This window comes from Streptomyces sp. LARHCF249, assembly GCF_052871255.1.
Genome location: NZ_JBIXJQ010000007.1, coordinates 260,086 through 277,614, shown reverse-complemented (window position 1 = coordinate 277,614; position 17,529 = coordinate 260,086). Strand labels below are relative to the sequence as shown.

Below are 17,529 nucleotides of genomic sequence, written 5' to 3'. Positions count from 1 at the left end.
CCAAGGGGGCCGCAACCTCGGTGCCCCCTACCCGAACCACGCTTGTTTCCCGCCATTCCAGGCAGCGAAACCCGCCGTTCGATGTGACCTGCACGACGGATCTCCCGCCCGGTCTGCATCTCGCGGCCGAGGAGGCGTAGCCTTTATTCCCGCTGTCCATACCTTGTGAAGCGGAAGAGGGCGGTTGCCGCCGTGTCGCCACAGTCCCCCAGTAACTCGAGCACCACGACCGAAGCAGCAGAGGGCGGGAAGAACCCCGCCTCAGGCTTCGGTGCCAATGAGTGGCTCGTCGACGAGATCTATCAGCAGTACCTCCAGGACCCGAACTCGGTCGACCGGGCCTGGTGGGACTTCTTCGCCGACTACAAGCCGGGGGGCACCGCCGCTCCGGTCAAGGCCGAAGAGCCGAAGAAGTCCCCGACGACGGATGGCGCCTCCGCACAGGCCGCCACCCCCGTCGCCGCAGCTCCGCAGGCCGTCGACGCCGCCGCCACGGGGGCGGCGCGCGCCGCGGCACCTGCCGCCCCGAGCCCCGCGCCCACGCCTGTGTCAGCTCCTGCCCCTGCTCCTGCCACCCCCTCTGGTGCCCCTGCTGTGACTGTCACCTCCCAGGCCCCGGCCGCCGCACCGGCCGCGCCCGCCACCTCCGCTCCCGCAGCCAAGCAGGCCGCGCCCGCCACCGAGGCCCCCGCGGGCCCGGAACTGGTGACGCTCCGCGGCCCGGCTGCCGCCGTGGCCAAGAACATGAACGCCTCCCTCGACGTCCCGACGGCCACGTCCGTCCGCGCCGTCCCGGTGAAGCTGCTGTTCGACAACCGCATCGTCATCAACAACCACCTCAAGCGTGCTCGAGGCGGGAAGATCTCCTTCACCCACCTCATCGGCTACGCGATGGTGCAGGCGATCAAGGCCATGCCGGCCATGAACTACTCCTTCGCGGAGAAGGACGGCAAGCCGACCCTGGTCAAGCCGGAGCACATCAACTTCGGCCTCGCGATCGACCTGGTGAAGCCCAACGGCGACCGCCAGCTCGTCGTCGCCGGCATCAAGAAGGCCGAGACCCTCAACTTCTTCGAGTTCTGGCAGGCCTACGAGGACATCGTCCGCCGCGCCCGCGTCGGCAAGCTGACGATGGACGACTTCACCGGCGTCACCGTCTCGCTGACCAACCCCGGCGGCCTGGGCACCGTGCACTCCGTGCCCCGCCTGATGCCCGGACAGTCCGTCATCATGGGTGTCGGCTCCATGGACTACCCCGCCGAGTTCCAGGGCACCTCGCAGGACACCCTGAACAAGCTGGGCATCTCCAAGGTCATGACCCTGACGTCGACCTACGACCACCGGGTCATCCAGGGCGCGGCCTCCGGCGAGTTCCTGCGCATCGTCGCGAACCTGCTGCTCGGCGAGAGCGGCTTCTACGACGACGTCTTCGAGGCGCTGCGCATCCCGTACGAGCCGGTCCGCTGGAACCGCGACATCGACGCCTCGCACGACGACGACGTCACGAAGGCCGCCCGCGTCTTCGAGCTGATCCACTCCTACCGGGTCCGCGGCCACGTCATGGCCGACACCGACCCGCTGGAGTACAAGCAGCGCAAGCACCCCGACCTCGACATCACCGAGCACGGCCTCACCCTGTGGGACCTGGAGCGCGAGTTCGCGGTCGGCGGCTTCTCCGGCAAGTCGATGATGAAGCTCCGCGACATCCTCGGCGTGCTGCGCGACTCGTACTGCCGCACCACCGGCGTCGAGTTCATGCACATCCAGGACCCCAAGCAGCGCCGCTGGATCCAGGACCGCATCGAGCGCCCGCACTCCAAGCCGGAGCGCGAGGAGCAGCTGCGCATCCTGCGCCGCCTGAACGCGGCGGAGGCCTTCGAGACCTTCCTGCAGACCAAGTACGTCGGTCAGAAGCGCTTCTCGCTGGAGGGCGGCGAGTCCGTCATCCCGCTGCTCGACGCCGTCATCGACTCGGCCGCCGAGGCCCGCCTCGAAGAGGTCGTCATCGGCATGGCCCACCGCGGCCGCCTGAACGTCCTCGCGAACATCGTCGGCAAGTCGTACGCGCAGATCTTCCGCGAGTTCGAGGGCAACCTCGACCCGAAGTCCATGCACGGCTCCGGCGACGTCAAGTACCACCTGGGCGCCGAGGGCACCTTCACGGGCCTGGACGGGGAGCAGATCAAGGTCTCGCTCGTCGCCAACCCCTCGCACCTGGAGGCGGTCGACCCGGTCCTGGAGGGTGTCGCCCGCGCCAAGCAGGACGTCATCAACAAGGGCGGCACGGACTTCACCGTCCTGCCGCTGGCCCTGCACGGTGACGCGGCCTTCGCGGGCCAGGGCGTGGTCGCCGAGACGCTGAACATGTCGCAGCTGCGCGGCTACCGCACCGGCGGCACCGTCCACGTCGTGATCAACAACCAGGTCGGCTTCACCGCCGCCCCGGAGTCCTCGCGTTCCTCGATGTACGCGACCGACGTGGCCCGCATGATCGAGGCGCCGATCTTCCACGTGAACGGCGACGACCCGGAGGCCGTGGTCCGCGTTGCCCGGCTGGCGTTCGAGTTCCGCCAGGCGTTCAACAAGGACGTGGTCATCGACCTCATCTGCTACCGCCGCCGCGGCCACAACGAGTCCGACAACCCGGCCTTCACGCAGCCGCTGATGTACGACCTGATCGACAAGAAGCGCTCGGTGCGCAAGCTGTACACCGAGTCCCTCATCGGTCGCGGCGACATCACGCTGGAAGAGGCCGAGCAGGCGCTCCAGGACTTCCAGGGCCAGCTGGAGAAGGTCTTCGCGGAGGTCCGCGAGGCCTCCGCGGCTCCGGCCGGCGCCCCGGTGCCGCCCGCGCAGGTCGCGCAGGTGTTCCCGGTCGCCGTGAACACCGCGGTCTCCCAGGAGGTCGTCAAGCGGATCGCCGAGTCCCAGGTCAACATCCCCGACCACGTCACCGTGCACCCGCGTCTGCTGCCGCAGCTGCAGCGCCGCGCGGCGATGATCGACGAGGGCACCATCGACTGGGGCATGGGCGAGACCCTGGCCTTCGGTTCGCTGCTGATGGAGGGCACCCCGGTCCGGCTGTCCGGCCAGGACTCCCGCCGCGGCACGTTCGGCCAGCGCCACGCGGTCCTCATCGACCGGGAGACCGGCGAGGACTACACCCCGCTGCAGTACCTGTCGGACGACCAGGCCCGCTACAACGTCTACGACTCGCTGCTCTCCGAGTACGCGGCGATGGGCTTCGAGTACGGCTACTCGCTGGCCCGTCCGGACGCGCTGGTCCTCTGGGAGGCCCAGTTCGGTGACTTCGTCAACGGCGCGCAGACGGTCGTGGACGAGTTCATCTCCTCCGCGGAGCAGAAGTGGGGCCAGACGAGCGGCGTCACCCTCCTCCTCCCGCACGGCTACGAGGGCCAGGGCCCGGACCACTCGTCCGCGCGTCCCGAGCGCTTCCTCCAGATGTGCGCGCAGGACAACATGACGGTGGCCATGCCCACCCTGCCCTCGAACTACTTCCACCTCCTGCGGTGGCAGGTGCACAACCCGCACCACAAGCCGCTCATCGTCTTCACCCCGAAGTCGATGCTGCGTCTGAAGGCGGCGGCGTCGAAGGCGGAGGAGTTCACCAGCGGTTCCTTCCGCCCGGTGATCGGCGACTCGACGGTGGACCCGAACGCGGTCCGCAAGGTCGTCTTCTGCGCCGGCAAGGTCTACTACGACCTGGAGGCCGAGCGCGAGAAGCGCGGCATCACGGACACGGCGATCATCCGCATCGAGCGGCTGTACCCGCTCGCCGGTGCGGAACTCCAGGCGGAGATCGCCAAGTTCCCGAACGCGGCGAAGTACATCTGGGCGCAGGAGGAGCCGGCGAACCAGGGTGCGTGGCCGTTCATCGCGCTGAACCTGATCGACCACCTCGACCTGGCGGTCGGCGCGGAGGTCCCGGCCGGCGAGCGCCTGCGGCGCATCTCCCGCCCGCACGGCTCGTCCCCGGCGGTCGGCTCGGCCAAGCGCCACCAGGCGGAGCAGCAGCTCCTCCTGAACGAGGTCTTCGAGGCCTAGTCACAGCGCGACCCCGCAGCACGCAAGGCCCGGCCCCCCTCAACGGGGAGCCGGGCCTTCCGGCGTTCGGACCCGTTCGGCTACGGCTGCGGCTCGAAGTCCCAGTACGGGCGGGTTTGTTGTTTGGCGGCGATCGTGTGGACGTGTTGGGCGCCCAGGGTGCGGGTGAGGCCCTTGATGCCCGCGTCCTCGTGTTTGCCCGCCTCCGCGTCCTCCCGTACCGAGCGGAGGTCGGCGGCCAGCGCGATCTGGGCGCTCAGCGTCATCGGGTGGTCCGGGCCCAGTACCTGCTCGGCGGTGCGCAGGGTCTCCCGGCTCAGGGACAGCGCGTCCTCCAGGTGCCCGGTGATGTTGCGGTGCCCGGTGGCGTTCAGGGCGCAGCCCAGTGTCCAGGGGTGCCGGTCGCCGAGCGCGCCGCGCATGCCGACCAGCGCCTGCTCCGCGAGGGAGAGGGCCTCCGCGCGCTCGCCCTGCGCGCGCAGTACCAGTCCGAGGTTGCCGACCGTGCCGATGCTGTACGGGTGGGCGAGGCCCAGCTGCGACTGGTAGCCGCGGACCACGTCCTCCGAGATCCGGCGGGCCTCGCCGATGTCCCCGTACTCCCGCAGGTAGGTGGCGTAGTCGGAGGCCACCATCAGCGTCCACGGGTAGTCGACGCCGAAGACGCGGGTGGCCCGCTCCCACACGGTCCGCAGGCGCAGCCCCGCGCCGGGGATGTCTCCCGAACGGCGCAGGCACAGCCCGAGGTTGTGCTCGGCGCGCAGGGTCTGGGGGTGGCCCAGCCCCAGCACCTGGGTGTTGAGCTTGACCCCCTGCTCCTGCCGGGTCTGCGCCTCCCGGTAGCGGCCCATCAGCCGCAGCCCCATGGCGCAGGCGATGCCGGAAGAGAGGGTGGAGATGTGCTGGGCGCGCAGGACGCGCTCGCGGCGGCGCAGGGTGTCCAGGTCGAGGTCGTAGGCGTTCTGGTAGCGGCCGAGCAGCCGGTAGGTGGCGGCGAGGTTGTTCTGCGCGCCGAGGGTGGTGGAGTCGTCCTCGCCGAGCAGCTCGCGGTACGTGGCCAGGCAGTGCTCGAAGATCTCGCGGGCGGGCTCGAACTTGGCGATGCAGAGCAGGACTCCCCCGTACGCGCTGCGGGCGCGCAGGGTCTCCAGGTCGCGCTCGCCGCGTTCCCCGGTGAGCCGGTCGGCGACGGCCTTGGTGAGGGTCTCGGCCCGCCGGAACAGGCCGAGGTTGCGCAGCGCTCCGCCGTACTGGTAGCTGAGCTCGCGGACCTTGGGGTGGTCCTCGCCGAGCATGGCCCGCCAGGCCTGGTCGGTTTCCTCGGACAGCCGCAGGCAGGTGCGGTACTCCCCGGCGAGGATCAGGTAGCGCAGGCACTGCAGCAGGAAGTTCTGGATGCGCGGGTTGCTGCTCGTCAGCACCCCGGCGGTGGAGAGGTGCGGGATGAGTTCGGCGTAGCGGGGCCACAGCCGGGAGTCGGAGGGGCGGCCCGGGTCGGCGGCGGCGAGGACCTGGCGGACGGCGCGGGCGAGCGGTTCGGCCTCGTCCTCGGAGAGGTTCTCGCGGACGATGCCGTGCACCATGCGGTGCAGCTGTACGGTCTCCAGCCCGCCGCCGCCCTCCTCCTCGGGCAGGTCGGAGTACTCCAGGCGGACGACGGAGAACTGGACGAGCTTGTTGAGGGCGGCGTTCCACCGGATCTGGTCGTTGATCAGCCCGGCGAGCTGTTCGGGCACGTCGTCGACGGGGAATTCGCGCAGCAGCCGCAGCGGCACGGGCCCGGGGGCGAAGAAGACGAACAGCCGCAGCAGGGCCAGGGCGTCGGGGAAGTTCTCCCGGACGTTGTTGAGGAGTATGGCCAGGGCCGTGGGGAAGGGCAGCGGGTAGTCGTCGGAGACGGTGACGGCCTCGCGGGAGTCCAGCCGGCGCTGGAGCAGCGCCAGGTAGTCGCCGACGGTCAGCGGGGAGTCGGCGAGCCAGCCGGCGGTCTGGTCGAGGGCGAGCGGGTAGTCCTCCAGGGCCTCGGCGAGCTGGTCGGCCTCGACGGCGGTGAGCCGCAGAGCCCGGCGGCGGATGAAGGTGATGGACTCGGGCCGGGCGTAGAGCGGGACTTCGACGAGGCTGGTGTGCCGGGAGGCCCATTCGCGGTTGCGGGAGGTGATGATGACGTCGCCCGCGCCGGAGGGCAGCAGGTCGGTGAGGTCGTCGGGGTTGTCGCAGCCGTCGAAGACCATCAGCCAGCGGCCGTACGGGGATCCGCGCCGCAGCGCTTCCAGGACGGCCCGGATCTGCTCGCCGTAACTGCCCGCGCCGCGCGGCAGGCCGAGGGCGGGGGCGAGGTCGGCGAGGCGTTCGCGCAGGGTGGGCCGGTCCTCGGCGGGGACCCACCAGACGACGTCGTACTCGGAGGCGAAGCGGTAGGCGTACTCGGTGGCGACCTGGGTCTTGCCGACTCCGGACAGCCCGAGCAGGGTGACGGTGGAGGCGCCGGCCGGGGCTTCGGTGAGCGCCGCGCGCAGGGTGCCGATGACGTCGTTGCGGCCGGTGAAGCGGGGGTTGCGGCGCGGGACCCGGCCCCAGATCTCGGGCGGGTCGTTGGGGAAGCGGGGTCCGCGGCGGCCGGTCTCGGTGCCGATGCGGTCGGTGGGCAGCTCCAGGCGGCGCAGCACGCGGTACTCCGCCTCGTACGCGTCCAGGCCCCACAGGTCGGTCTTCTCCAGGACGGCCACGGCGCTGGGCATCGGGGCGTCCGTGAGGCAGACCGCCGCGAACCGGTCGGGGTGGCGGTCGGTGACCGTGCGCAGGGCGGTGTTCCACTCCGCGTCCTGCATGTCGGCGTGGGTGCCGGCGGAGAAGTAGCGTTCGCTGAGGACGAGGATGACCCGGCTGCCGGAGCGGGCGAGGTCGTCGAGGGCCTCGGTCAGGCCGGGACTGTTCTGCGGGTCCCAGCGCTGGAGGGCGACGCGGTGGCCGTGTTCCTCCAGGCGGTGGCCGATCCACACGGCCCAGGGCCGGTTGAACCCGGCGAAGCTGATGACGAAGCGCTGCGGTCCAGCGGTGGAGCCCTGTTCCTGCCGACTACCGGTGGTCATGCGGCCGTCTCCCTGAAATCCGGGCAGTGGACGGGCTTGAAAGGTACCGCAGCACGGCCTCTGGCGAAGCCCCTCAAGCCCGTACGAACGGGGCGAGTTCGGGATGGGTCTCGCACCAGGCGCGGCGCTCGCGGTCGACGGCCCGGCGGGCGGTGGCGTGCTGGTCCCCGGGCGGCGGGAGCTCGTCCATGGCCCGCTCGGCGTCCGCCATGGCGTCGGTGAACTCCCGCCCGGCGGTCGTGAGTCGGTCGTGCGCGCGCAGGACGGGCAGGACGGCGGCGACCTGGGCTCGGATACGGGCGTGCTGGGCCCAGGCGCCGCGGGCCCCGTAGAGGGCGGCGCGCTGCCAGTACCCGGCCAGGGCCAGATGGGCGTAGGCGCCGTGCAGGAGTCCCTCCAGCGGGCGCGGGTCGGCCCGCCAGGGCGCCCAGTACCGGGGGGTGCGGTCGGCGGTGTGCAGGGTCAGGACGTCGGAGAGGGCGGTGAGCTTGCCGTGCTGGACCTCGTGGACGAGGGTGGCGGCCAGGGCGGGCGGGGCCTGCGCGCGGGCCAGTACGGAACCGGCGGCCGCGGGCAGGGTGGCGCCGCTGGAGCGGGAGCCGCCGGCCAGCGGCACGACCGAGCGCAGCAGGTGGACGGTCTCCTCGGCGCGGGCGGTGTCGTAGCGCTGGAGCAGGGTGAGCGCGCCGGTCCACTGGGTGTCCCAGCGCTTGTGGCCCTTGGGGGTGAGCCGGCGGGCGGGGCGGACGGGGGCCGGCCGGGCGGGGCCGGGCGCCCGGTAGGGGTCGAGGTCGTCGAGGGCGGTACGGCCTCCGGGCAGGGTGTGCAGGGGCAGGGTGGCCGGGTCCTGCGGGTCCCAGGACCGTTCGGTGAGCTGGAGCGGGCCGGGGCGGTCGGGGCGCAGCAGTCCGAGGGTGGGCAGGAGCAGGCGGCCGTGCACGGGCCGCAGGGTGTGGGTGAAGGCGAGTCCGGCGCGCAGGGCGGCGGCGACGGCGAGGGCACCGAGGTGGGCGAGGTCCGGCGGGGGCCCGTACGGTGCGTGCAGGCGGCGCAGGGTCTCCTCGGCCCAGACCCCGGTGGCGGGGTAGTGCAGGACGTCGCGGACGGCGTCCGGGGCGCGGCGTTCGGCCGCTTCCAGCAGGGCCCAGTGGTCGGCGGTCTCCCCGGCCCGGGCGCCGGGGGCGGCGTCGAGGACGGCGCGCAGCAGGACCAGGCGCTTGGAGCGGCGTACGTCGCGCACCAGGCGGGTGCCCTCGGCGCAGGGTTCGGTGGAGGCGAGGGCCCGCAGGGTGCGGGAGGAGACGGTGAAGGGGGCGAGGGCGGAGGTCATGAGGCGACCGCCGGGGGGCGGGCCGCGCGCGCGACGGCCGTGGCGATGTGCCGGATCAGGACCTGGAGGTCCGCGCAGTACACGGACGGCTGGCGGAAGCCCTCGCCGGCCAGGTAGCGGTGCGGGTAGTGCCCGCCGCCGCACACCTCGACCAGTTCGCAGGCGCGGCAGCCGGCGGCGAGCGCGTCCCGTCCGAGCTGGCGGGCGGCGAACCCGGGATGGTCGAGGAGCTGGTCGAAGCTGTGGGTGCGCAGGGTCATGCCGGTGGTCGCGGCGCCCTCGTAGGCGGACTTCAGCGAATCGGCCTGTTCGATGGAGCCGTCGGTCTCGATGACGGCGGTGGCGGCGGGGGCGAGCCCGAGGGTCTCGGTGGCGGCGGGCAGCCCGAGCAGCAGGGCGATGATCTCCTCGAAGATCCGGATCCGGGTGCGCCGCAGCCCGTCGTGCCACCAGCGTTCGAAGACGGCGAGGAGCCAGTCGGCGTACGGGGTCCCGCGGGGGTGGCGGCCGGGCGGCGGGGAGCTCCAGTTGGCGAGCGGCAGCAGCAGCCCGACGCTGGGCGGGGCGAAGGCGAGCAGGGACTCGTACGTTTCGACGGGGTCGTGGGCGAGGTCGATGACGCAGAGCACCCCGGCGTAGCTGTCGGGATGCCGGGCCAGCAGCCGCAGTCCGCGGGCGGCGGCCGCGTAGCCGGGGCGTCCGGCGTGGTCCACGCGCCGGGTGTTGTGCGCGGGGAGCCCTCCGTCGAGGCTGACGCCGACGCGTATCCCGGCGGCGGCCAGTGCGGCGAGCCGGCCGCGGGTGAGGAGGGTGCCGTTGGTCTGGACGGTGGCGGTGACGCGGGTGCGGGGGGCTGCCGCGGCCACGGCGGCCCGTACGGCATCGACGGGCTCGGCCAGCCGGGCGGGCGGGGTGAGCAGCGGTTCTCCGCCGTGCAGCACCAGGTCGACGCGGGCCAGGCCGTGCGCGGCGGCGTGCTCGGCGATCCGCCCGGCGGCGCGGGCGGTGGTGGCGGGGGCCATGACGGCGGGCTGGCCGCGCCAGCCCTGGTCGGCCATCTCGTAGACGTAGCAGTAGGTGCAGGCGAGGTTGCAGCGGCTGCGCGTCTTGAGCACGAACTGCCGTATCGGGTGGGGTCGGTGTCCGGCGGCGCGCAGGGCGGGCACGTCGAGCCGGGTGTAGGGCCATGGCGCGTGGGTCCGGTGCGCGGGCGGCCCGGCCGGGCTCGTGTGGGTGTGCCTCATCGCTGTACCTCCCGCCCCCGCCCCCGGACGCCGCGGGGAGGCGCCCCCGGCGGACGGTCCATCCCTGCCCTTCGGACGGCCCCGGCTAACGGCGGAAAGTGGTCAAGTACCCCGGTGGCCGGGGCGGCTCGGGAGGCCCGGCTGCCGGGGCGGGTCAATCGACGCCGGAGTCGAAGGCGTTGAGGATCTCCGCCGGGTGGGTCACCCGCTCGACCATGCCCTCGATCACCTGGGCCAGCACGGGATGGTCGATCCCGCGCAGCGCGGCCAGATCCAGCCCGGAGAGGTCCGGCAGCCGTGCGGGGCACGCGTGGACCACCACTGCCGTGTTCTGATCCTTCGTCACCATGGGCCGCCCGTCCCCCTGTTGCGTCGGATGTTCGATGGTCCACTGCCTTTTCCCCTCCCCCGGTGCCCGGAAACGGCCGGGCCGGGGGCGCAGAGCAGCTCAGAGGGCCGATTCCAGGGCTCTGATCCGCTCGGCGAGCGCCGCGGACCGCCCCTGCGACTGCGACTGCGACTGCTCGTCCGGGCTCCCCTCGGCCCGGCCCTGCGCATCCGGCCCGAGCCGCGCCCACAGCTCCAGCGCCGAGCGGTAGGCGTCCAGGGCCGCCCGGGGCCGGGCCAGGCGCTCCAGCACCTCCCCGCGCAGCTCCTGTACGCGGGCCGCCAGCTGCACGGCGAGATCCTGGCGCTCCTCGCGGTCGGCCTCCAGGGCGGCCCGCCAGGACCGCCGGTAGGAGTCCGCCGCCCGGTCGAGGCGGTCCGCCGCCCGGGTGTGGCCGTGGATCTCCAGCTGCACGTCCGCGTGGTCCCGCCAGGCCCGGGCCCGCTCCAGCGGGCTGCGGCTCTGCCGGACGGCGAGTTCCAGCAGGTACTCCGCCTCCCGCAGGTCCACCGCGTCGCCTTCGTAGGTGTGCCGCAGCCGCAGCCCGGTGGCCAGCCGCAGCAGCCGGCGGGCGGCCCCCGGGTCGGACTGCGGTACCGCCGCCCGGCTTTCGCGCAGCACGCGTACGGCGGCCCCGGTGAACCGCCGGCCGTCGGCGGCCCGGGCCCGCTCCAGCAGGACGTCGCCCCACTCGGGCAGCAGCTCCCCGAAGGCCTCCGCGTCCCGGGGGATCAGCCGCCGGGCCCGGCCGTACGCCTGGGCGGCGTCCTCCAGTGCCTCCGGGTCGGCGTCCCGCTGGTACCGGGCCCGATACACCCGTGCCAGGCACAACAGGGCCGCCACCCGCAGGTCGGGATCGCCGCCCGCTTCCTCGAAGGCCTCGGACAGCTCCTCGGCCGCCTCCTCGAGCCGTCCGGGCAGGTACCGCAGCGCCCCGGCCAGCTCGACCCGGGTCCGGGCGCGCGTCCCCCGGCCGGCGGCGTCGTCCCCGGTCAGTCCGGTCACGGCCAGGCGGGCCGCGGCCTGTTCGGCCAGGGCCGTGCGCTCGGCCGGGTCCGGGGTGTGGGGCAGCAGGGCCAGCAGGACGCGGCCCAGGGCCCGTTGCAGCTCGGGGTGCGGCGCCCCGTCGCCGTCGGCGCCGGCCGTGCCGGACAGGGGCTCCAGGGCGTCGCGCGCCTCGCGCAGGGCGCCCGGGTCCTCGCGCAGCGCGCTCAGCCGGATCAGGGTCTCGGCCCGGCGCACGGCGCAGTCCCGCCGCAGTCCGGGGTCGGCGGAGGCGCCCGCCGCCGCGAACTCCCGGTCGGCGGCGGCCAGCAGGTCCGCCCGGGGCCGGGCTGCCAGCGCCCGCTCGTACAGCACCCGGCCCAGCACGGCCCGGGCCGGTGCCGTGCGCAGGCCGGTCACGGTCCGCTCCGCCTCGGCGAGGAGCTCCGGGTCCCGCTGCGCGGCCCACAGCCGCAGCAGGGCGCCGGCCAGTTCGGTCTCGGCCTCCTCCGGGGGGTCGCCGGGTCCGGCCGGCGCCGCGACCGCCCGGCGCAGCACGGCCACGGCCTCGTAGAGCGCCCGCGCGTCCCCGTCGGCGTCCCCGGCCCGGTCCCGGTCCGCGTCGGCGAGCCGCTCCCGCGCGGCCCGCACCGCTCCGGCTCTCGCGGGCGGCGCCGGGGGTGCGGCGGGCTCGCGCACCGGCGGGCCCGACTCCTCCGGCATGCCGGGCAGGAAGCGCCGTACGACCTTGGCCGATACCTGGGCGAAGGCCTGCGGGAGCCGCCCGGCGGGGATCCGCTCGGCGGGGATCCGCTCGGCGTCACCCGGCGCGAGTCCCGGCGCGAGTCCCGGCCCGAGTCCCGGCCCGGGCCCCGGCCATGGCCCCGGTCCCGAACCCGAACCCGTACCCGGCCCCGGCCCCGGACCGCCGTCGGCCGCCGCGGGCGGTGCTCCGGTGAGCTGCGAGACGGCGAGCGCGGGGAAGTTGCGTACGCCCCGCCCGAAGTGGGTCAGCACGTACTCCGAGCAGTGCTTGAGCACGAGGGCGGCCTCGTCCCGCCCCAGCGGCCCCAGCAGCACGTCCTGCACCCCGGGCGCGAACTCGTACCACTGCCCGGGGGTTTCCGGGCTGCGCCGCAGCAGGCCGCTCAGCAGGACCTCCGCCAGGTCCGAGGGTTCGGAGTCGGGCAGCATCGTGCGCTGCACCAGCCGCATGACGGGCAGCGTCAGCGGGGCCGCCGACAGGTACACCGCCAGGTGTACGGCCCGGGGCGCGGCCGAGGACCGGAACCGTGCCACCAGCTCGCGCGGCGGCCGTACGGCGCGCGGCGGCGGCAGGGGCGCGGCCGGATGGGCGGCCAGCACCCGGCCCACCTCGGCCGGTACCGGGCCGGTGCCGAGCCCGGCGACGAGCCGGGCCCACGCGCCCAGCGCGATGGCGCTGGGCGGCAGCACGGGCACGGTCAGCCCTCCGGTGGGCCGCCCGGGCAGCGGCGGCCGGTCCGACCGGAATTTCAGCTTCCCTCCGCTGCCCTCGATCCGGGAGAGCGTGCCGCGCTCGGTCGGCAGCCAGCTGCGGCCCCACAGCCGCTGGGGCAGCGGCTGGACGACCACGCACGGGGTGCACTCGGCCCAGCGGTGCAGCAGCCGCTGCGCCGCGCCCTCGCGCCACAGCGGTCCGGCACAGTCGGAGACCACCATGGTCAGCGCCCGTCCGGTGGGGTCGCGCAGCTGGTCCCCCGAGCGCAGCCCGGCGCCGGGCACGGGGCCGCGGCCGAGCGCCGCCGTACCGTCGGGGAGCCGGTGCAGGTAGTGCACCTGGACGTCCCGGAAGGCGCCCAACCGCTCGCACACCGAGCGCAGTTCCTCGAACATGTCCTGCCACACCGCCATCGACGGCGACGCGTCCATCACCAGCCGTACGGTGGCCTCGCGCCGGCTCTCCGGCCTGAGCACCGGAATGACCAGCCCGAGGGCCCGGGCGCTGGCCTCGGCGGTGGCCGGTTCGTCGAGCACCGTCCGGATGGGCGGGGCGGGCGGCCGGTGCCGCTGGAGGGCGCGCAGGGCCCGCTGGATCTCGAGGATGCGGGGCAGCGCGGCCGCCCCGGGGACCCGTACGGGCACCCCGCGCTCCCCGGGCGGCTCCCCGGCGAACTCCGCCTCCGCCTCGCCCGCGCGGCGCGGCCCGGGCGCGTAGAGCCTGACCGGATCCTCAGTCTCCGGATCCACCCGCTCGGGATCCTCGGGCAGGCTGACCGGATCATCAGCTTCCGGCTCCGGTACGGACACCTCCGCACCCGGCGCGGGCTGCCCCGGCCGGCCCATCCGCGCGGCCAGCCACAGCGCGTCGGCGAGCTCCTCGGCGGACGGATCGAGCCCGGCGCCGCGCAGCAGCACGGCCAGTTCACGGATGCCGGGCGGTCCGGCGGACGGCACGGCCCGTCACCTCGGGCGGTCGAGGCGCTGGATGAGCAGGTCCGCGAGGTCCTCCCGGGTGGGCGGCGCGGCGTAGTGGGTCAGGTAGACGGCGTTGAGCAGCTGGTCGGCGGCGATCAGCTCGGACTGCGAGCGGCTGAGGAACTCCCGGATCAGGTCGGCCCCCAACTGGGCGGCCTCCTCGCCGAGATGGGCCCGGACCATGGTGGCGAGCCGCTTCTCGCCGGGCTGCCCGAGCTTGAGCTGGATGCAGCGGCGCAGCAGCGCGGCGGGGAAGTCCCGCTCCCCGTTGCTGGTCAGGATGATGAAGGGGAAGGCCCGGCAGCGCACCCGGCCGCCCAGGACGGTCACCTTCGACCCGTCGTCGGTGAGCACCTGCACCTCGGGCTCGGTGTCGGCCACCCGCTCCAGCTCGGGGAGGGCGAACTCCCCTTCCTCCAGCACGTTCAGCAGGTCGTTGGGCAGGTCGATGTCGCTCTTGTCGAGCTCGTCGACGAGCAGCACCCGGGGCCGCGCGGTGGGCAGCAGGGCGGTGCCCAGCGGGCCGAGCCGGATGTATTTCCCGATGCCCGGCGCACCCCCCGGCGACCCGCCGCTCGCCGCGATCTGCACGTCCTGGAGCCGGGCCAGGGCGTCGTAGCGGTACAGCCCGTCCTGCAGCACGGTCCGCGACACCACCGGCCAGCGCAGCACCCGCCCCAGCTTCAGCTCGTGGGCGACGGCGTGCGCGAGGGTGGACTTGCCCGTGCCGGGAAAGCCCGTCACCAGCAGGGGCCTGCGCAGGTACAGCGCGGCGTTGATGGCCTCCAGCTCCTCCGGTTCGGGCCGGTGCAGCTCGGCGGCCTGCCGGTGGGCCCCGAGCCGCCGGGCGACGTTCCCGTCCGCCACCGCCGCCGGGCCGCCCGCCTCCCCCACGGGCCCGCCGTCGAAGTCCCGCCACGGCGGCGGATCGGGCAGGGCCCCGATCCCGTCGTGGGGCTCGCCCACGCCCCGGTAGATGAGCCATTCGTCGTTCATGGGTGCTGCTCCCTCCTGCCGGTCACAGGTCGCCCTGGAGCGGCTCGTCCTCGGGCAGGGCGCGTGCGGGGTCGTTCCAGACGAGCGCCGCCCCCGCCGCCCAGTACGCGTCCGGGTCGGCCCCGTACGCCCGCCCCCGCAGCGCCTGCAACCGCAGCGGCAGCACCTCCGCCCGTCCGGCGTCGGCCAGTTCCTCCCGCAGCCCGCGGTGGAAGGGGGCGCACGACACCCCCGGGTCCGGCGGGGGCCGCCGGCACACCACCACCCCGTACCCGGCGTCCCGCACCGCATGCAGCGAGCCCAGCGTGGGCTCCTGCGCCGCCGCCCGGCAGTGCACCGGCACGGTGTTGTCGGGGAGCCCGGACAGCCAGGCCGCGGACGGGCTGCGGGGCCTGCCCCGTACGCAGTCGGCCCGTTCGTCCAGGAGCGGTCCCGCCTTTGCCCGCGCCCAGCGGGCGGCCGCCGCGGGCGCGAGGTCCCCGGCCGGGTACCGGAACACCACCGGCCGCTGAACCCCCACCGGCACCCTGCCCACCAGCACCCAAGCGTCCACCGCGAGCCCGAACAGCTCCGGGGCGACGGCCACTTCGAGCGGGGCCGCCGCCTCGTGGGTGTCGCAGCGGCGGAAGGCCTCGGCGAGCGGGGCCCGCAACACCTCCGGCAGGCCCGCCTCGCCGGCCCGCACCCCGGAGTCCACCGGTGTCACCCGCCCGGGATGCTCCTGGCCCGCCAGCACCGAGACCCGCCAGTCGTAGACGTCCTCCCAGCCGTGCGCCCACACCTCCAGCAGCACCGACGCCCCGGGCGGCAGCCCGCCGGACGGCCGCACCGGGCCGCGCGCCGCTTCCCCGGCCGAGGCCCGCCGGCGCCGCTCCCGCTCGGCCAGCCCCCGCTCGTGGCGCTCGCCGAGCTCCCGGCGCAACGGGCGCCACAGCCGCTCGGCGGTGGCCCGCACCCAGTCCCACAACTCCTCGTCCGCTCCCGGCGTCGGCGGCTCGCGGTAGTCGGCCACGCTCACGTCCGTCGCGTACCGGAGCACGGCCGCGGCCTCCCCCGCCCCGCCCGGCGGATCGTGCAGCAGCCCCAGGCCGTCGCGCCAGCTGAGCGGGGCGAGCGGATGCGGCTCCGGCTCCTCCCCGCGCGCCGCCTCCACCAGGGCCCGTACGAGCTCCGAGGAGCCGGGCGGGGGCAGTTCGGCGAGCAGCCCGCACAGGGTGGTGCGCTCACCGGGGGTGAGCCGGCCGCGTCCGCCGTACGGGTCCCCCTCCCCGGCCGGCAGTTCGCCGTGCACGTCGGTCCAGGTGCGGCGGCTGTTGAGGTCGCTCAGGTGCTGGTCGTAGTGGTGCAGGTCGTGGGCCTGCATGACCCGGCGGTAGAGCCCGGCCTGGCCGCGCAGGGGCATCGGCAGGGTGCGCAGCTGCACGACGGAGACGGCGAGCCCGCCGCCCCCGCCGTGCCGCCGGGCCTTGACCACCCCCACGACCTCGCCGCGGACCAGGTCGACCACCGGCCCGCCGGACATGCCGTGCTCGATCTCGTCGTCGTCGCCGAGCCGGATGGCCGCGCCGTGGCCCGCGGTCCCGCGCAGCCGGGTGGTGCGGCCGGTGATCTCGGGCGTGCCGAGGTCCTCGGTGCAGCCGAAGTACGCGACCTCGTCGAAACGCGGCCTGGAGCGGTCGGTCAGCCAGACGCAGGCGTGCGAGACGGGGGCCAGGACCCGGATCAGCGCCAGGTCGGGCAGGTCCCACAGGGCCCGCCGCCCGGGGCGGCGCTCCTCCAGCCGCTCGGGCAGTACGCACTCCACGCGCCCGGTGACCGTACCGGTGGAGCGGTTGCCGGTGCGGTCGACCCCGGAGGAGAAGGTGATGCCGACCTCGCGCCCCGTCAGACGCACCGCAGCACCCCCTTCACCGACCACGTGGGCGCACGTCAGGACCCAACCGGGGGCGATGAAGAACCCGCTCCCCCAGGTGGGTCCGGTCCCAGCCGTTCCATACCCGTCCGGCGGGGCGTGGACGCGTACGGTCGCCGCCTGGACGAGGGGCTCCAGAAGCTCGAAGGCGCGCGCGGAGCCGGCCGTGCGCCCTTCCGTCATGCGCGCCCCCCAGCTCGTGAGGCATCCACGTTAGCGCCGGGGCGTGCGCGGGCGGGAGGTCTTGCCGCGCCGCGGATTATCCTGGCGGGAAACACCCCCTGCACATCCTCATCACGGCACGGAGCCCGACTTGTACTTCACCGATCGCGGCATCGAGGAGCTGGAGAAGCGGCGCGGCGAGGAGGAGGTCACCTTCGAGTGGCTCGCCGAGCAGCTGCGCACCTTCGTCGACCTCAACCCGGACTTCGAGGTCCCGGTGGAACGCCTGGCCACCTGGCTGGCCCGCCTGGACGACGAGGACGACGACGCCGACGAGTGAGCGGACCCCTGAGAACGGTGCGAGCTGTGCGAACAGCACTCAGGTGAGAACGCACGAGAACGGCCCGGCTGCCGGTGGGCAGTCGGGCCGTTCTCGTTCTCGCGTCGCCCGCCGAAGACGGCGCGGGCGCGGGGACCGGGCGCCGGATCAGGCGGCCTTGGTCTCCCAGAAGATGCGGTCGATCTCGGCGATGAGCTCGAGGGCCTTCTGGCCGGTCGCCGGGTCGTTCGACGCCTTGGCGGCCGACAGGGCCTTCAGGGTGTCGTTGACCAGGGTGTGCAGCTGCGGGTACTTCTCGAAGTGCGGCGGCTTGAAGTAGTCGCTCCACAGCACCGAAACGTGGTGCTTGGCCAGCTCGGCGCGCTGCTCCTTGATGGTGATGGCGCGCGCGCGGAAGTCGGCGTCGTCGTTGGCCTGGTACTTCTCCTGCACGGCCTTGACGGACTCGGCCTCGATGCGGGCCTGGGCAGGGTCGTACACGCCGCACGGCAGATCGCAGTGGGCGGAGACCTTCGCCTTGGGGGCGAAGAGGCGGGAAAGCATGGAGTGTGTCCTCCTC

At 74.2% G+C, this 17,529-nt stretch carries 10 protein-coding genes; 2 read left to right on the top strand and 8 right to left on the bottom strand.

The features are described from left to right. Positions 1-192: 192 nt before the first annotated feature. A complete protein-coding gene (locus tag ACIPUC_RS22220; RefSeq protein WP_446591565.1) occupies positions 193-4,065 on the top strand; it encodes a multifunctional oxoglutarate decarboxylase/oxoglutarate dehydrogenase thiamine pyrophosphate-binding subunit/dihydrolipoyllysine-residue succinyltransferase subunit in 3,873 nt (1,290 codons plus the stop codon). An 80-nt stretch (positions 4,066-4,145) separates the two neighbouring features. On the opposite strand, the gene fxsT is transcribed toward ACIPUC_RS22220, so the two are convergent. The 7 genes from fxsT to ACIPUC_RS22185 all read right to left on the bottom strand — a co-directional run bounded on the left by fxsT (position 4,146) and on the right by ACIPUC_RS22185 (position 16,651). Further along, on the bottom strand, positions 4,146-7,157 hold the full coding sequence (gene fxsT / locus ACIPUC_RS22215; RefSeq protein WP_446591563.1) for an FxSxx-COOH system tetratricopeptide repeat protein: 3,012 nt from the start codon (positions 7,155-7,157) through the stop codon (positions 4,146-4,148). A gap of 73 nt (positions 7,158-7,230) precedes the next feature. After that, positions 7,231-8,487 carry an aKG-HExxH-type peptide beta-hydroxylase gene (locus tag ACIPUC_RS22210; protein WP_446591561.1) on the bottom strand — a complete coding sequence of 419 codons (1,257 nt, stop codon included), beginning with the start codon at positions 8,485-8,487 and terminating at the stop codon, positions 7,231-7,233. Beyond that, the gene (locus tag ACIPUC_RS22205) at positions 8,484-9,731 is read right to left on the bottom strand and encodes an FxsB family cyclophane-forming radical SAM/SPASM peptide maturase (protein ID WP_446591559.1); all 1,248 of its coding nucleotides are present in this window, start codon (positions 9,729-9,731) and stop codon (positions 8,484-8,486) included. Before ACIPUC_RS22205 ends, ACIPUC_RS22210 begins: the two co-directional genes overlap by 4 nt. Before the next feature lie 154 nt (positions 9,732-9,885). Beyond that, on the bottom strand, positions 9,886-10,080 hold the full coding sequence (gene fxsA, locus ACIPUC_RS22200) for an FxSxx-COOH cyclophane-containing RiPP peptide (protein WP_446591557.1): 195 nt from the start codon (positions 10,078-10,080) through the stop codon (positions 9,886-9,888). Positions 10,081-10,179: 99 nt separating this feature from the next. After that, complete coding sequence (locus ACIPUC_RS22195; RefSeq protein ID WP_446591555.1) at positions 10,180-13,539, bottom strand: SAV_2336 N-terminal domain-related protein; 3,360 nt, start codon at positions 13,537-13,539, stop codon at positions 10,180-10,182. 6 nt (positions 13,540-13,545) lie between these two features. Next, the gene (locus ACIPUC_RS22190; RefSeq protein ID WP_446591553.1) at positions 13,546-14,556 is read right to left on the bottom strand and encodes an AAA family ATPase; all 1,011 of its coding nucleotides are present in this window, start codon (positions 14,554-14,556) and stop codon (positions 13,546-13,548) included. A 22-nt stretch (positions 14,557-14,578) separates the two neighbouring features. After that, complete coding sequence (locus ACIPUC_RS22185) at positions 14,579-16,651, bottom strand: VMAP-C domain-containing protein (protein ID WP_446591551.1); 2,073 nt, start codon at positions 16,649-16,651, stop codon at positions 14,579-14,581. A gap of 130 nt (positions 16,652-16,781) precedes the next feature. Here ACIPUC_RS22185 and ACIPUC_RS22180 point away from each other — a divergent pair, with 130 nt between their 5' ends. Further along, positions 16,782-16,970 carry a DUF6104 family protein gene (locus ACIPUC_RS22180; RefSeq protein WP_030709801.1) on the top strand — a complete coding sequence of 63 codons (189 nt, stop codon included), beginning with the start codon at positions 16,782-16,784 and terminating at the stop codon, positions 16,968-16,970. Positions 16,971-17,117: 147 nt separating this feature from the next. On the opposite strand, the gene sodN is transcribed toward ACIPUC_RS22180, so the two are convergent. Next, complete coding sequence (gene sodN, locus ACIPUC_RS22175; RefSeq protein WP_136215065.1) at positions 17,118-17,513, bottom strand: superoxide dismutase, Ni; 396 nt, start codon at positions 17,511-17,513, stop codon at positions 17,118-17,120. Positions 17,514-17,529 lie beyond the last annotated feature (16 nt).

Excerpts from the sequence above, each read along its gene's own strand:
- ACIPUC_RS22185 (WP_446591551.1), bottom strand. The coding sequence starts at position 16,651 with ATGACGGAAGGGCGCACGGCCGGCTCCGCGCGCGCCTTCGAGCTTCTG.
- fxsA (WP_446591557.1), bottom strand. The coding sequence starts at position 10,080 with ATGGTGACGAAGGATCAGAACACGGCAGTGGTGGTCCACGCGTGCCCC.
- fxsT (WP_446591563.1), bottom strand. The coding sequence starts at position 7,157 with ATGACCACCGGTAGTCGGCAGGAACAGGGCTCCACCGCTGGACCGCAG.
- ACIPUC_RS22205 (WP_446591559.1), bottom strand. The coding sequence starts at position 9,731 with ATGAGGCACACCCACACGAGCCCGGCCGGGCCGCCCGCGCACCGGACC.
- sodN (WP_136215065.1), bottom strand. The coding sequence starts at position 17,513 with ATGCTTTCCCGCCTCTTCGCCCCCAAGGCGAAGGTCTCCGCCCACTGC.
- ACIPUC_RS22210 (WP_446591561.1), bottom strand. The coding sequence starts at position 8,487 with ATGACCTCCGCCCTCGCCCCCTTCACCGTCTCCTCCCGCACCCTGCGG.
- ACIPUC_RS22190 (WP_446591553.1), bottom strand. The coding sequence starts at position 14,556 with ATGAACGACGAATGGCTCATCTACCGGGGCGTGGGCGAGCCCCACGAC.